Below are 14,476 nucleotides of genomic sequence, written 5' to 3'. Positions count from 1 at the left end.
GGAAGCTGACCGGCTCCGGTGCTTCCCAGCTTACATAAACCCACGTAGTTCCCTCCCCTACCTTTACTTTCCCGTCACGGGACACCCACACAAACATGCATTTATCTGAACTGAAGGCAATGCACGTCTCCGCGCTGCTGGAGATGGCAATCGGCCTCGACATCGACAACGCAGCCCGCCTGCGCAAACAGGAACTGATGTTCGCCATCCTGAAGAAACGCGCCAAGCAGGGCGAACAGATCTTCGGCGACGGCGCCCTCGAAGTCCTGCCGGACGGCTTCGGCTTCCTGCGCTCGCCGGACGCCAGCTACATGGCCTCGACCGACGACATCTACATCTCGCCGTCGCAGATCCGCCGGTTCAACTTGCATACGGGTGACTCGATCGAAGGCGAAGTGCGTACGCCGAAGGACGGCGAGCGCTACTTCGCGCTGGTGAAGGTGGACAAGGTCAACGGCGAATCGCCGGAAGCCTCGAAGCACCGCATCCTGTTCGAAAACCTGACCCCGCTGCACCCGAACGAGCCGCTGCGCCTCGAGCGCGACATGAACGGCGCCGAGAACATCACCGGCCGCATCGTCGACCTGATCTCGCCGATCGGCAAGGGCCAGCGCGGCCTGCTGGTCGCTTCGCCGAAGTCGGGCAAGTCGGTCATGCTGCAGCACATCGCCCACGCGATCACCGCGAATCACCCGGACGTGACCCTGATCGTCCTGCTGATCGACGAGCGTCCGGAAGAAGTGACCGAGATGCAGCGTTCGGTACGCGGCGAAGTGGTCGCCTCGACCTTCGACGAACCGGCCACCCGCCACGTGCAGGTCGCCGAGATGGTGCTGGAAAAGGCCAAGCGCCTGGTCGAGATGAAGAAGGACGTCGTGATCCTGCTGGACTCGATCACCCGCCTGGCGCGCGCCTACAACACCGTGATCCCGGCCTCGGGCAAGGTGCTGACCGGTGGTGTCGACGCCAACGCCCTGCAGCGTCCGAAGCGCTTCTTCGGCGCGGCGCGTAACGTCGAGGAAGGCGGCTCGCTGACCATCGTCGCCACCGCCCTGATCGAGACCGGCTCGCGCATGGACGACGTCATCTACGAAGAATTCAAGGGCACCGGCAACATGGAAGTGCACCTCGAGCGCCGCCTGGCCGAGAAGCGCGTCTACCCGGCCATCAACCTGAACAAGTCGGGTACCCGCCGCGAGGAACTCCTGATCAAGCCGGACCAGCTGCAGAAAATCTGGATCCTGCGCAAGCTGCTGTACTCGATGGACGAGATCGAGGCGATGGAGTTCATCCTCGACAAGATGCGCGCCACGAAGAACAATGTCGAATTCTTTGACATGATGCGCCGCGGCGGCTAAGCCGACGTAGCATTTCGCGCGACAGAGGGCGGCCTGCGGGCCGCCCTTTTTCTTGCCCGGAGCGCCGAAGCGGCTTATAATCGCCGGTTCAGTCCAACCCCTGGCAAGTGATCGGCAATCGGGTCAAGAAGCAGGACGACCGACGAAGTGCCGTTTGGCTACCAACCATAGAGAAAGCAACATCATGAAGACCGATACCCATCCGGATTACCGCGAAGTCCTGTTCCACGACGTGTCCTGCGACTTCAAGTTCATCACCCGTTCGACCATCAACACCCGCGAAACCGCTACCTACGAAGGTAAGGAATACCCGCTGGTCAAGATCGAAGTCTCGGCTGAATCGCACCCGTTCTACACCGGCAAGCACAAGATCGTCGACACCGCTGGCCGCGTCGAGAAGTTCCGCCAGAAGTTCGGTTCGGTCGGTTCGAAGACCGCAGTCGCCAACGGCTAATCTGCCCGGGCACCACGCAAGCTCCGGGTCCGCAGGGCCCGAAGTTGCCAGAAAAGAAGCCGGTATCCCCGGCTTCTTTTTTTTCGCGGCTATACTACGCGACTATTCTTTCCCGCTGCACTGAACGATGAAACCCGTCCGCCTTCCCGCTGCCGCCACACTGGCACTGCCCCGCTGGGCCCTGCTCGCGCTGGGCATGCTGTACATCCTGCCGGGCCTGATCGGCCGCCACCCGTGGAAGGAAGACGCCGGCCCCTTCGGCATCATGTGGACGATGGCGCACGGCGGCATCGACGACTGGCTGTACCCGAACATCGCCGGCCTGGCAGCCGCCCAGGAAGGCCCGCTGGCCTTCTGGCTCGGCGCGCTGTGCATCAAGCTGTTCGGCTGGATCCTGGGCGACGTGCTGGCCGCGCGCGTCTCCACCATCGGCATCTTCGTCACCGGCGCCATGTCGCTCTGGTACACCGCCTTCCACCTGGGCCGCCGCGCCGAAGCACAGCCGCTGCGCCTGGCCTTCGGCGGCCAGCCCGAGCCCGACGACTACGGCCGCACGCTGGGCGACACCGCGGTGCTGATCTACCTCGGCTGCCTGGGCCTGCTGGTGCAGAGCCACCTGACCCTGGCCGCCACCCTGCAGGGCGCCCTGCTCGCCTATTTCCTGTACCGCGCGGTGCGCTACGTCGAGACCTCCTCGACCCGCAATGCCGTGCTGGTCGGCCTGTCGCTGGGCGCGCTGGCCCTCACGCGCGGCATCGTAGTGCCGGCGGTGCTGGTGCTGGCGCTGTATGCCTGCACCCGCTACCTGAAGCTGGCGACCCGCGACAGCCTGCGCCACCTGGCCATCGCCGCAGGTGTCGGATTTCTTATCACCCTGGCCTGGATCGTGCCGGCCGCACTGGTCCAGCCCTACGGCCTGTCGCCGGTCGGCGAGTGGCTGGACTGGAATGCCGGCCAGCTCGCGCTGCCCAGCCTGGCCTCGCTGAAGGGCTTCTTCCGCATCGGCGTCTGGTTCTTCTGGCCGGCCTGGCCGTTCGCCCTGTGGGCGATCTGGGCCTGGCGCCGCCAGCAGCACCTGCTGCACATCGTGATGCCGGTGATGTTCTTCGTCGCCCTCGCGCTGCTGCTGCTGTGCGACCCGGAGCCGGAAAACAGCGACTTCCTCAAGATGCTGGCGCCGCTGGCGCTGATGGCCGCCTTCGGCCTGCCGACCATGAAGCGCGGCGCGATCAATGCGATCGACTGGTTCTCGGTGATGGTGCTGACCATGCTGGGCGCGCTGGTGTGGCTGTTCTGGATCGCGAAGCTCACCGGCTGGCCGGCCCAGCTGGCCAAGAACGCGCTCAAGCTGGTGCCCGGCTTCAAGCCGGAAGTCGGCATCATCGCCTTCCTGGTGGCCGCCGCGACCAGCGTCGGCTGGATCATGCTGGTCCACTGGCGTCTGTCGCGCCAGCCCTCGGTGCTGTGGCGTGCGGTGGTGCTGTCCTCGGGCGGCCTGATCCTGCTGTGGGTGCTCCTGATGACCCTGTTCCTGCCGGACCTCAACTACAGCAAGAGCTACGCCGGCGTGGCCCAGCAGATCGCGGCAACCCTGCCGCATGACGCGGACTGCATCGAAACCAATGTGAATCCGGCCCAGCGCGCTTCCCTGGCCTATTTCGGCCGCCTGCCCTTCACCACCCTGGCGGGCGGCACTTGCCGCTATGTCCTGCTCCAGGACAGCATCAAGAACCGCGACGACGACAAGCTGGCGCGCCGCTACGGCGTGCGCGGCAGCACCGTGCTGTGGGAAGGCCGGCGCGCCTCCGACCGCGACGAACGCTTCCGGCTGTTCCAGCGCAGCCGCTGATTCCTCCTTCCTGACTGTTTCCTTGCAGGCCGCCGGCATCCCAGCCGGCGGCCTTTTTCGTTCTGGCACGATTCCTGCATCTTTTTCACCGGTGCGCAGCACACCAGCCTGATATGAGAACCTATGTATGCAAGATAGCGCGCTTGAGCGGAGTCAACTGCCCCGTAAGCTAGACCGGCACAATAAAACAGGTCGTTTTTTGTTGCCATGCGGGCGCAACCGATCGAGCAGCGCTGCGAGGAGATACCATGAAAAGCGTTACCTTTTCGGAAATTGTTCGTGTTCGCGAGCGGCCTTTCTTCCTGCGTTGCCCCGCTACCTGGCGGCAGCTGTTCCCATGGGTTCTTACCATGGCCGTCGGCCTGCCGCTGCTGATGCTGGTGCTGCACCTCATCGACCCGGAAACCCCGCTGCCCTTCATCGTGCTGCCGGCGCTGGTCGGCGGGCTGATGCCGGTGGCCATGATGGGCCCGGGAAGCTTCGAGATGCGCACCCGCTTCGATGCCCACCACATGATCAGCACGCTCGACGAAGCGCTGGTGTCGCTGGGCTACCGGCGCACCAGGTCCGATGCCGACCGCATCAGCTACTTCCGCCCGCTGCCCTGGCTGCGCGGCCGCGAAGGCTCGATCGAAGTGGCGGTGCAGCCGCACACGCTGCAGGTGGTGGGCCCGGTAGGCAGCCTGAGGCTGCTCCAGCAGCGCATCTCCTGCTGATTGTTCGGGCGACGAACCCTGTTACGGGCCGCTACCGGCCCGTAACAGGGTTCGTCGCCGCAATACTTTCGCCGGTGCTGGTCATCCGTGCAATCGATGTGCTAAGATGCGCGCCTGCTATTGGGCCTCTGTGGCGGAATTGGTAGACGCACTTGACTCAAAATCAAGCGCCGAAAGGCGTGCCGGTTCGATTCCGGCCGGAGGCACCACCCACCAGCATGGCAGTCACATTGACCTGCCCCTCGATTTGCCCCGACATTTCCGTCGGAATAATTTACACCTCAAAAAACTCTGCCACTGGCCAAGCCATGTGGGCGAGCATTACGGTTGCTTGATCGGCCCACCCCAGTTCTCGTAACTGCGCTCGATGCGCCGCGCCGTGCCGTCGCGCCCCATGGCTTCGAAGGCCGCGTTCAGGCGCCCCACGACGGCATCGGGCACCCCGGGATTGCAGGCCAGGTAGAGCTCGATCCGGTTGAATACCAGCAGTGGCACGATCTTCTTGTCGTAGCCGTAGCGGGACAGGATGGTGCTGCCGCTGCGCAGGCTGGCGGCCCACAGGTCGATGCGGTCGAGCAGCAGCTTGCCGGCATTGGCAAGGTCCTCATTGGCGGCGTCGACCCGGAAGCCGCGCGCCCGCAGGTAGGCATCGCGGGCGTCGCCGTTGTAGGTGCCGATGCGCAGGCCGCGCGCATCCTCGAGGCTGCGTAGTAGCAGCTTGCTGTCGGCGCGCGCCAGCATCACCCACTGGCCGACGTCGGTCGGCCCCACCCATTTGAACAGGTTTTCCCGCTCCGGCGTACGCGAGGTCGAGTACACGCAGGCATCCGGACGTTGCTGCGCAGCCAGGTAGGCGCGCTTCCAGGGCAGCAGCTCGATGCTGTAGTCGACGCCGGCGCGCTGCATCGCTTCGCGCACCTTGTCGGTGGCGATGCCGGTCACGCGCGTGCCCTCCAGCATGCTCGACGGCGCCGATGTTTCGGTCGTGATATAGAGCCGAGGCCGGGCGGCAGGCGCCGTCCCGGCGGCGGCATTGGCGGCGCTGGCGGCAGCGCCGGCTACCGCGAATGCTATCGCGAGAATTCGAGTAAGCAAGGTTTTTCCCTGGCTGGATCGCCTGCGCATTGCGCTATCCACACGCGCTTGTATTGATTTATCAATGCAGAGTAGCACTACAGGGAATTTTTCCGCAATGCATGTCGGTACAGCGACCGGCGAGGGTGGCGCCTGCGCGACAAAAACGCGGGTCAAACCCGCATGATTCCTGCCTTCAACGAGACTTTCCAATAAGAAAGTGAGATACTGCTGAGACCTTTCCCGGGCACTTTTCACTGCCCAATCACCGCAAAAGCCGCCCCATGCTGCAATTATTTTCAGTTCCGGACGATCCGTCGCTGCTCACCTTTGGCGTCTATGAACCGCGCTTTGTCCTGCTGTCGGTCCTGATTGCCATTTTCTCGTCCTGGATGGGCTTGCAGATTGCCGGCCAGGCGGCCGCCAGCCGCAGCCACCGCGCACTCGTGCTCGGCAGCGGCAGCCTCGCCCTCGGCGCCGGCGTCTGGGCCATGCACTTCATCGGCATGCTAGCGTTCAACCTGTGCACGCCGATCACCTATGACCCGATGACCACCATCCTGTCGGCGCTGCCCAGCATCGGTGCCTCGGCGGTGGCCTTGTCGCTGATTTCGCGCCAGCGCCTCGGCCCGGTCGGCCTGCTGGTCGGCGGCGTGCTGGTCGGCGCCGGCATCGGCGCCATGCATTATTCCGGCATGGCCGGCATGCAGATGCGCCTGCAGCTGCGCTATGACCCGGCCATGTTCGCCCTGTCGATCGTGGTGGCGGTGGTGCTGGCCACGCTGGCGCTGGGCGTGCGCTTCGGCCTGAAGCGCTTCCGCTCGCTGAGCGAATCGCGCCGCCTGCTGCTGGCGGCCATCGTGATGGGCTGCGCCATCGCCGGCATGCATTACACCGGCATGGCCGCCGCGCGCTTCGTCGGCCAGGCCGACCCGGCCGGCACCGGCTCCTCGAACAGCGACTTCCTGGCCCTGGCCATCTCGCTCACCACCATGATCTTCACCGGCCTGGTGGTCGCCGCCAACGGCCTGCTGCGCTACCGCATGATGTTCCTCGAGCTGCGCCGCAGCGAAGCCTGGATGCGCGCCCTGCTCACCACCACGGTGGACGGCGTGATCACGATCGCGCGCGACGGCACCATCACCGAATTCAACGCCTCGGCCGAACGCATCTTCGGCTGGCGGCGCGACGAAATCGTCGGCCGCAGCGCCAGCCTCCTGATCGCCGACGACGACGCGCCCTCGCACGACGGCCTGCTGGGCCTCATCACCGAAGGCTTTACCCCGGCGATGTCGGGCAGCAGCGAGATCATGGGCAAGCGCAAGGACGGCAGCCTGGTGCCGATCCGCCGCGCCATCGGCCATGCACGCCTGGACAAGCAGGACCTGTTCGTCTGCTTCATCACCGACATCAGCGAGCGCCGCGCCATCATGCAGGCGCTGCATGCCAGCGAAGCGCAGTTCCGCTCGCTGATCGCCAACATCCCCGGCATTTCCTTCCGCTGCACGCTGGACGGCCAATGGCCGATGGTCTTCATCAGCGACGCGGTCGAACGCGTCACCGGCTACCCGGCCGCCGACTTCCTGGGCGACCATCCGCGCCGCCTGTTCGGCACCCTGATCCACGCGACCGACCGCGTGCGCGTGAACGAAGAGCTGGAAGCCGCGCTGCGCGAAGACCGCCCCTACCTGGTCGAATACCGCCTGCTGCACAAGGACGGCAGCGTGCGCTGGCTGTGGGAGAACGGCAGCGGCGTACGCGACGACGAAGGCACGGTCAGCTGGCTCGATGGGGTCATCCTCGACATCACCGAGCGCCGCCAGATGGAAGACGCGCTGCGCGACGCCAAGGACAAGGCCGAGCAGGCCGCCGCCGCGCGCGCCACCTTTGTCGCCAACATGAGCCACGAGATCCGCACGCCGATGAATTCGATCCTCGGCTTCACCGACGTCCTGCTCGACGGTGAGCTGAACAAGGAACAGCGGCGCCACCTCGACACCATCCGCAGCGCCGGCCGCGCGCTGCTGCGCCTGCTCAACGAGATCCTCGACACCGCCAAGCTGGAAAAGGGCGCGGTGGAGCTGGAGCAGAACGACTACAACCTGCTGTCCCTGATCGACGAGCTGTCGTCCACGCTGGCCGCGAATGCGCGCGCCAAGGGCCTGCACCTCGACATCCACTACGATCCGGCGCTGCCGACCGGCCTGCGCGGCGATGAGCTGCGGGTGCGCCAGGTGCTCACCAACCTGCTCGACAACGCGATCAAGTTTACCGAGAAAGGCACCGTGACCCTGCGCGTGCGTGCCGAGGGCGACCAGCTGTGCATCATCGTCAGCGACACCGGCATCGGCATCGCGCCGGAACGCCTGCAGGCGATCTTCGATCCGTTCACCCAGGCCGACGCCTCGATGACGCGCCGCTTCGGCGGCACCGGCCTGGGCACCACCATCAGCAAGCAGCTGGTCGAGCTGATGGGCGGGAAGATCTGGGCCGAGAGCGAACTCGGCAAGGGCACCAGCTTCCACGTGCATCTGCCGCTGGTGCTGGCGCGCTTCGCGCAGCAGGCGCCGCGCGTGCGCAGCGCCGCGGTGCTGCCGCCGCTGCGCGTGCTGGCCGCCGACGACGTGCCGCAGAACCTGGAGCTGCTGCAGCTCCTGATGGCGCGCCGCGGCCACACGCTCACCGCCGTGGCGGATGGCGCCGCGGTCCTGGAGCAGGCCAAGGAAGGCGACTTCGACCTGGTGCTGATGGACTTCCAGATGCCGACCCTCGACGGATTGAGCGCCACGCGCGCGATCCGCGCCCACGAGGCGGCCACGGGCAAGCGCCGTACGCCGGTGATCGCGATGACCGCCAGCGTGCTGGCCGAGCACCGCCGCGCCAGCGTCGAAGTCGGCATGGACGGCTTCGCCACCAAGCCGGTCGACTGGTTCACGCTGTCGCACGAGATCGCGCGGGTGCTGGGCCTCGACCAGCAGCAGGCGGACAAGGACGCGCTTGCGCTGCCTGCCGCGGCGCGCGAGGTGCTGAACCGCCGCGCCGGCCTGCACCGCTGGGCCGACAAGGCCGACGTGTATGCCGAGGCGCTCGATCACTTCGGCCGCCAGTACGCCGACCTGGCCACCACGCTGAAGATGCATGCGGCAGGCGGCTCGCACCAGCAACTGCGCATGCTGGCGCACAAGGTGCGCGGCGTGGCCGCCAACGTCGGCCTGGAACAGCTGTCCGACGCGCTGTCCAGGCTCGAGCAGGCCACCAACACCGTCCCGACCGACGAGCGCGAGGCCGCCCAGGCGCTGGACACCGCCACCGCCGCCCTGGGCGACGCGCTGGCCGCGATCCGCGCCGGCAGCCCGCAGCCGACCGTGGCGCCCGAGGCGGCGCCCTATGACCTGGTGCGCGCGCGCCGCGCCGGCGGCGTGCTGTTGCAGGCGCTGCGCCGCGGCGCCCTCGACGATGCCGCCCTGTCCGGCCTGGCGGCGGCGCTGGCCGGCCATCCGGTGGCGCCGCGCGTGGCCCAGATCCAGGGCGCGATCGGCGACTTCGAATTCGACTCCGCCCTGGAACAGCTGGAGGCCGTGATGGCCACGCTGGAAGAATAAGTTTTACAGGATTGACGAGCATGACCCAACCGAACAACCGGCCGCTGATCCTCGCGGTCGACGACGAAGCCAGCAACCTGCAGCTGCTGCGCCAGATCCTGCAGGACCACTACCGCCTGCTGTTCGCCAAGGACGGCGCGCGCGCGCTCGAGCTGGCGCGCCAGGAAGGTCCCGACCTGGTGCTGCTGGACGTGATGATGCCGGGGATGTCCGGCTACGAAGTGTGCGCCTCGCTCAAGTCAAACCCGGATACCGCGGCGATTCCCGTGATCTTCGTGACCGCGCTCACCGACACCGCCGACGAGCTGGAAGGCTTCGAGGCCGGCGCGGTCGACTACATCACCAAGCCGGTGAGCCCGCCGATCGTGCGCGCGCGCGTGCGCACCCACCTGTCCCTGGTGCGCATGGAAGAGTTGCGCGCGACGCGCCTGGAAATCGTCCAGCGCCTCGGCCTGGCCGCCGAATACAAGGACAACGAGACCGGCCTGCACGTGATCCGCATGAGCCACTTCTCGCGCATCCTGGGCATCGCGGCGGGCATGAGCGAGGTGGAAGCGGACGACCTGCTGCACGCCGCGCCGATGCACGACGTGGGCAAGATCGGCATCCCGGACCGCATCCTGCAGAAACCCGGGCCGCTCGATCCGGACGAATGGAAGGTGATGCAGAGCCACGTGACGATCGGCGCCGAGATCATCGGCGAGCACGAAGGCGGCATGCTGGCGCTGGCCTCGCAGATCGCGCTGACCCACCACGAGAAATACGACGGCAGCGGCTACCCGAACGGCCTGCGCGGCGAGGACATCCCGCTGGTCGGGCGCATCGTGGCGATCGCCGACGTGTTCGACGCGCTGACCTCGAAGCGGCCATACAAGAAGGCCTGGTCAGAGGATGAAGCGCTGACCTTCCTGCGCGAGCAGAAGGGGCGCCATTTCGATCCGGCGCTGGTCGACCTGTTCCTCGAACAGATGCCAGCGGTACGGGCGGTGCAGCAGCGCTGGGCGGAAGCCTAGATCAGCGCGTCGGCGGCACGCCCGCCAGTCCCACGCTCTCGCGCGCATTCGCGGTGGCCTTGCGCGCCACCAGCTCCTTGTACAGGTCGGTGTAGTTGGCCGCCATCCGCTCCGAGGTGAACAGCTCGTGGTAGCGCTGTTCCGCGCGCACGCCCATGCGGCGCGCCATCTCGGTGTCGTTCCACAACGCCTGCAGCGCGGCGCGCAGCGCCATGGCGTCCGAGGGCGGCACCACCAGCCCGGTCTCGCCATGCTGGTTGATGTAGGTGGTGCCGCTGCCGATCTCGCAGGAAATCATCGGCTTGCCGTACATCGCCGCTTCCAGCAGCGAGATACCGAAGGATTCCGCCCGCAGGTGCGAGGGGAAAGCCATCGCATGGCACAGGCTCAGGAGCGCCGCCTTGTCGGCGTCGTCGACGCTGCCGGTAAACACCACGTGTTTCAGGCCGAGACGCGCCGCCTGCTCGCGCAAGGCCTGCTCTTCCGGTCCGGTGCCGACGATGACGATCGGGTAGTCCAGGCCGCGCGCCGCTTCCAGCAGGACGTGCAGGCCCTTGTAGTAGCGCAGCACGCCGACGAACAGGAAGAACTTCGGACCGAGCTTGGCGCGCCAGTGCGCCAGGCGGCACGGCTCGACGTGCGGATAAGTCGACTTGTCCAGGCCGTAGGTGATGATGCGGGTCTTGTCGCGGTAGCGCTGCAGCACGTTCGAGGAAGCCAGGTAGTTGGGCGAGGCCGCGACCACGGCATCGACACTGTCGAAGAAGCGGTACTTGAGCGGCTGGTACAGGCGCAGCAGGTGCTTCTGGCGCACGATGTCGGCGTGGTAGCTCACCACGGTGGGCTTGTCCACGCGCGCCATGAAATGCGCCAGGTCCATGAAAGGCCACGGGAAGTGGTAGTGGACCACGTCGGCCTCGCGCGCCATGCGCGACAGCGCACCGATCGCCTGCAGCGAGCAGGCGTTCGAGGCGATCTCGAAGTTCTGCGGCACCCGATGCACGGTGTGCCCATCGAGCGTATAGGGCGCCAGGTCTTTCTGGCGCGACAGCGACAGCACGGTATTGTTAACGCCCAGGCGCGTCGTGCCGACGCACAGCTGGCGGATCACCTGTTCGATGCCGCCAAGGGAGTCCGGATAGTACGTCTTGTAGAAATGAAGGACACGCATGTTGGAAGCTTACTGCGAAAGTAGCGCACGGTACACCTCGGCAGTCTGCCGTGCGGTAGCGTGCCAGGTCAGTTGTTCGGCCCGCGTGCGGCCGGCGGCGATGCAACGCGCGCGCTCGCGGGCGTCGTTGGCCAGCGTCTGCAGCGCGCTCGCCAGCAGGCCCGTGTCGAGCGGGTCGACCTCGAGTGCGGCGCCTTGCGTCACTTCGGGCAGCGAGCTGGCGTTCGACGCCACCACCGGGACGCGCGAGGCAAAGGCCTCGACCACCGGGATGCCGAAGCCCTCGTACAGCGAAGGAAAGGCGAACACGCCGGCGCCGGCGTACAGGTGGCGCAGCTGCTGGGCGTCGGTGAGCTTGTCGAGCCAGACCACGTTCTCGCCATTGGCCTGCGCCGCCTGGATCTGGGCGACCAGCGCTTCGCAGCGCCAGCCGCGCGCGCCGACCACCACCAGCGCGCGCTCGTCGCGCAGGGCCTTCGGCAGCGTCAGCCAGGCATCGAGCAGGCGGCCGACGTTCTTGCGCGGTTGCAGCGTGCCGACAGTGAGGAAATAGCCAGGGCGCAGTTTGTAGTGTGCAAGCGTGGCTGCCATCGCCTCCGCGTCGGGCGCCTCGAGCCACTCGTCGTCCACGCCGCAGTAGACGACCGAGACCCGGTTCGGGTTCACGCCGAAGCATTCGACCAGTTCGTCGATCGCGAAGTGCGACAGCGCGATGACGTGGTCGGCCTTGGCGGCGGCCTTGCGCTGCAGCCAGTTCTTGAGGCTGCGCAGGCGCGGGTTGCACCACTCGGGGTACTTGATCGGCAATGCGTCGTGCAGGGTCGCCACCACCGGGCAGTCCATGCGCACGATGCGGTAATCGGTGACGTGGAACAGGTCGGCCGGCATGTGGACGCGGTGCGCGGAAGGCGTGGCGAGGTCGACCAGGGAAGCGGTTTCGAAGGATTGCGGCATGGGCTGGCCGATGCTGATGCCCTGCCCCTTCGAACCGACGCGCGGCCAGGAATACGGGACGACGCTGCAGCCGGTGCGCGGCAGGTGCCGCATCAGTGCGCTGGTATAGACGCCGATGCCGTCGAGGCGGCCGCCGGTCAGGCCCGGTTCGATCATGGTCGTTCCGAGCCCGACGGTGAGACCGCCGGCCCTCACGCCAGGTACATCCAGCGCAGCGTCTCGGACAGCGGCGTCGGGTCGAGTTGGCCGATGACGGCGGTGAGCTTGCTGTTGCTGCCCGACAGCGTGAGCACGTCGTTGGCGCGCACGAATGCCGGGTTGACGTGCACGTCGATGTGGTAGCCGGCGATCTCGCTCATCATGTCGATCAGGTTGGCCAGCGAGTGCGAACTGCCGGAGCAGACGTTGAAGGCTTCGCCGGCAGGCGCCACGGCCAGCAGGCGGCGGTAGGCGCGCGCCACCATGCGCACGTCGGAGAAGTCGCGCGCGATCGCCAGGTTGCCCAGCTCGATGCGCTTCTCGTTGCGGCGGAAGTGGGACACGATCTTCGGCAGCAGGAAGTTGTCGGTCTGGCCCACGCCGGTATAGTTGAACGGGCGCGCGATGGTGATCGGCAGCTTGTCCATCCACAGGCGCGCCATGTATTCCATGGCCAGCTTGCTGACCGCGTAGTCGTTGGCCGGGCTTGGGGTCACGTTCTCGTCGATGACGGGCACGCTGGCATTGCCGTAGATGTTGGCCGAGGAGGCCAGCAGCACGCTGGTGGGGCGGTGCTTGCCGGCGGCCAGCGCTTCGAGCAGGTTGCGCGTGCCGACCACGTTGACGCGGTAGATCAGTTCGGCGTCCGAATGGGCCACGAAGGCGATGCCGGCCAGGTGCGCGACCACGTCGGGCTGCACCTCGTCGACCATCCGCGCCACGGCTTCGCGGTCGCACAGGTCGACCGCATGGATGTCCGGGCCGAGCTCTTCGCCCGGCATGACGGTGCCGTAGACACGGTAGCCGGCGGCAGTGAGCTCCTGCGCCATGTAATAGCCGGTGAAGCCGCGCAGGCCCGTGATGAGCGCGCGGCGTCCCTCGCCTTCCCTCCCGCCGATGAAGGCCGGGATGTCGTCCGTGGCCATGCGTTCCATGATCTTAGAACGAGAATCCGATTTCGTTGCGACGCAGGTCGGCGTCGACCATCATCTGGCACAGTTCTTCGAGCGTGGTCTTGGGCTCCCAGCCCAGCACGCGCCTGGCCTTGGACGGATCGCCGATCAGGAGGTCGACTTCGGCCGGGCGGTAGAACTTCGGCGACACGCGCACCAGGGCCTTGCCGGTACGCGCGCAATGACCCACTTCGTTCTCGCCTTCGCCGGCAAACTCGATGTCGATGTTGGCGCCCTTGAAGGCCATGCTGACGAAGTCGCGCACGGTCTCGGTGCGCTTGGTGGCCAGCACGAAGGTATCGGGTTCGTCGGCCTGCAGGATGCGCCACATGCCTTCGACGTATTCCTTGGCGTAGCCCCAGTCGCGCTTGGCGTCGAGGTTGCCCAGCTCGAGCACGTCGAGCTTGTTCAGGACGATCTTGGCGACCGAGTCGGTGATCTTGCGGGTGACGAATTCACGGCCGCGCAGCGGCGACTCGTGGTTGAACAGGATGCCCGAGGAACCGTAGATGCCATAGGACTCGCGGTAGTTGACGGTCATCCAGTGGGCGTACAGCTTGGCCACGCCGTAGGGGCTGCGTGGATAGAAAGGCGTCTCTTCGACCTGCGGAATGGACTGCACCTTGCCGAACATCTCGGAGGTGGAGGCCTGGTAGAAGCGGATCTTCGGATTGACGATGCGGATGGCTTCGAGCAGGTTGACCGCGCCCAGGCCCGTGATCGAGGCGGTGGTGACCGGCTGTTCGAAGGACACGCCAACGAAACTCTGCGCCGCCAGGTTGTAGACCTCGTCGGGCTGGCTGCTTTCGACCAGGCGGATGCTCGAGGACAGGTCGGTCAGGTCGTATTCGACCAGCGCCAGGTTCGGATGCTTCTCGATGCCGAGCTCTTCGATGCGCCAGAAATTAACCGAACTGGAGCGGCGGAAGGTGCCGGTCACGTGGTAACCCTTCTCCAGGAGAATCTGCGCCAAGTAGGCGCCATCCTGGCCGGTAATACCAGTGATCAGGGCTCTTTTCGTTGTTTGCATGTTCTTGGGTTCTTGAAGATGGTCTTGCAGGCAGCCAGACTCAGGAAAGCCGGGATTGTATCAGAGAGGGGTGTTGTCTACCTTTACACGGTAGACAGTGCTGC

Annotated in this window: 11 protein-coding genes and 1 tRNA gene; 7 read left to right on the top strand and 5 right to left on the bottom strand. The window is 66.2% G+C overall.

The genetic code is table 11. The features are described 5' to 3' along the window. Positions 1–95 precede the first annotated feature (95 nt). From rho to ACK6C6_RS01180, 5 genes are all read left to right on the top strand, one after another. Entirely contained in the window at positions 96–1,358 is a 1,263-nt protein-coding gene (rho, locus tag ACK6C6_RS01200; RefSeq protein WP_005665081.1) for a transcription termination factor Rho, read from the top strand. A gap of 184 nt (positions 1,359–1,542) precedes the next feature. Next, entirely contained in the window at positions 1,543–1,812 is a 270-nt protein-coding gene (locus ACK6C6_RS01195; protein ID WP_036213036.1) for a type B 50S ribosomal protein L31, read from the top strand. Between the two features lie 127 nt (positions 1,813–1,939). Then, the gene (locus ACK6C6_RS01190) at positions 1,940–3,661 is read left to right on the top strand and encodes an ArnT family glycosyltransferase (RefSeq protein ID WP_409265469.1); all 1,722 of its coding nucleotides are present in this window, start codon (positions 1,940–1,942) and stop codon (positions 3,659–3,661) included. A 248-nt stretch (positions 3,662–3,909) separates the two neighbouring features. Next, positions 3,910–4,377: a hypothetical protein gene (locus ACK6C6_RS01185; RefSeq protein ID WP_209587312.1), complete on the top strand. Its 468-nt coding sequence runs from the start codon at positions 3,910–3,912 to the stop codon at positions 4,375–4,377. 124 nt (positions 4,378–4,501) lie between these two features. Continuing rightward, positions 4,502–4,586 (top strand) — tRNA-Leu (locus ACK6C6_RS01180). Between the two features lie 112 nt (positions 4,587–4,698). On the opposite strand, the gene ACK6C6_RS01175 is transcribed toward ACK6C6_RS01180, so the two are convergent. Next, on the bottom strand, positions 4,699–5,472 hold the full coding sequence (locus ACK6C6_RS01175; RefSeq protein WP_409265468.1) for a substrate-binding periplasmic protein: 774 nt from the start codon (positions 5,470–5,472) through the stop codon (positions 4,699–4,701). Between the two features lie 263 nt (positions 5,473–5,735). Between ACK6C6_RS01175 and ACK6C6_RS01170 the strand changes: the two genes are divergently transcribed. Together ACK6C6_RS01170 and ACK6C6_RS01165 are read left to right on the top strand one after the other, a co-directional pair. Further along, positions 5,736–9,053, top strand: a complete 3,318-nt coding sequence (locus tag ACK6C6_RS01170; protein WP_409265467.1) for an MHYT domain-containing protein — start codon at positions 5,736–5,738, stop codon at positions 9,051–9,053. Positions 9,054–9,073: 20 nt separating this feature from the next. Beyond that, the gene (locus ACK6C6_RS01165; protein ID WP_209587258.1) at positions 9,074–10,066 is read left to right on the top strand and encodes a two-component system response regulator; all 993 of its coding nucleotides are present in this window, start codon (positions 9,074–9,076) and stop codon (positions 10,064–10,066) included. 1 nt (position 10,067) lies between these two features. Here ACK6C6_RS01165 and ACK6C6_RS01160 read toward each other — a convergent pair whose 3' ends face one another. The 4 genes from ACK6C6_RS01160 to gmd are packed head-to-tail and all read right to left on the bottom strand — an operon-like array spanning position 10,068 to position 14,372. Next, entirely contained in the window at positions 10,068–11,237 is a 1,170-nt protein-coding gene (locus tag ACK6C6_RS01160; RefSeq protein WP_409265466.1) for a glycosyltransferase family 4 protein, read from the bottom strand. 9 nt (positions 11,238–11,246) lie between these two features. Beyond that, positions 11,247–12,347, bottom strand: coding sequence for a glycosyltransferase family 4 protein (locus ACK6C6_RS01155; RefSeq protein ID WP_409265465.1), 1,101 nt, complete (start codon positions 12,345–12,347; stop codon positions 11,247–11,249). A 35-nt stretch (positions 12,348–12,382) separates the two neighbouring features. Further along, the gene (locus ACK6C6_RS01150; RefSeq protein WP_409267289.1) at positions 12,383–13,315 is read right to left on the bottom strand and encodes a GDP-mannose 4,6-dehydratase; all 933 of its coding nucleotides are present in this window, start codon (positions 13,313–13,315) and stop codon (positions 12,383–12,385) included. Between the two features lie 13 nt (positions 13,316–13,328). Further along, positions 13,329–14,372, bottom strand: a complete 1,044-nt coding sequence (gene gmd, locus ACK6C6_RS01145; protein ID WP_209587254.1) for a GDP-mannose 4,6-dehydratase — start codon at positions 14,370–14,372, stop codon at positions 13,329–13,331. Positions 14,373–14,476 lie beyond the last annotated feature (104 nt).

This window comes from Massilia sp. BHUDP2 (assembly GCF_046236355.1).
Taxonomy (GTDB): domain Bacteria; phylum Pseudomonadota; class Gammaproteobacteria; order Burkholderiales; family Burkholderiaceae_D; genus Telluria; species Telluria varians.
Note: the sequence above shows the minus strand (reverse complement) of the source record. Positions and strands in the feature narration are given on the sequence as shown.

Bases quoted from the DNA above. Each gene is read 5' to 3' on its own strand.
- ACK6C6_RS01165 (WP_209587258.1), top strand. From the start codon at position 9,074: ATGACCCAACCGAACAACCGGCCGCTGATCCTCGCGGTCGACGACGAA.
- ACK6C6_RS01195 (WP_036213036.1), top strand. From the start codon at position 1,543: ATGAAGACCGATACCCATCCGGATTACCGCGAAGTCCTGTTCCACGAC.
- gmd (WP_209587254.1), bottom strand. From the start codon at position 14,372: ATGCAAACAACGAAAAGAGCCCTGATCACTGGTATTACCGGCCAGGAT.
- ACK6C6_RS01190 (WP_409265469.1), top strand. From the start codon at position 1,940: ATGAAACCCGTCCGCCTTCCCGCTGCCGCCACACTGGCACTGCCCCGC.
- ACK6C6_RS01185 (WP_209587312.1), top strand. From the start codon at position 3,910: ATGAAAAGCGTTACCTTTTCGGAAATTGTTCGTGTTCGCGAGCGGCCT.
- ACK6C6_RS01160 (WP_409265466.1), bottom strand. From the start codon at position 11,237: ATGCGTGTCCTTCATTTCTACAAGACGTACTATCCGGACTCCCTTGGC.
- ACK6C6_RS01150 (WP_409267289.1), bottom strand. From the start codon at position 13,315: ATGGCCACGGACGACATCCCGGCCTTCATCGGCGGGAGGGAAGGCGAG.
- ACK6C6_RS01170 (WP_409265467.1), top strand. From the start codon at position 5,736: ATGCTGCAATTATTTTCAGTTCCGGACGATCCGTCGCTGCTCACCTTT.
- ACK6C6_RS01155 (WP_409265465.1), bottom strand. From the start codon at position 12,347: ATGATCGAACCGGGCCTGACCGGCGGCCGCCTCGACGGCATCGGCGTC.
- rho (WP_005665081.1), top strand. From the start codon at position 96: ATGCATTTATCTGAACTGAAGGCAATGCACGTCTCCGCGCTGCTGGAG.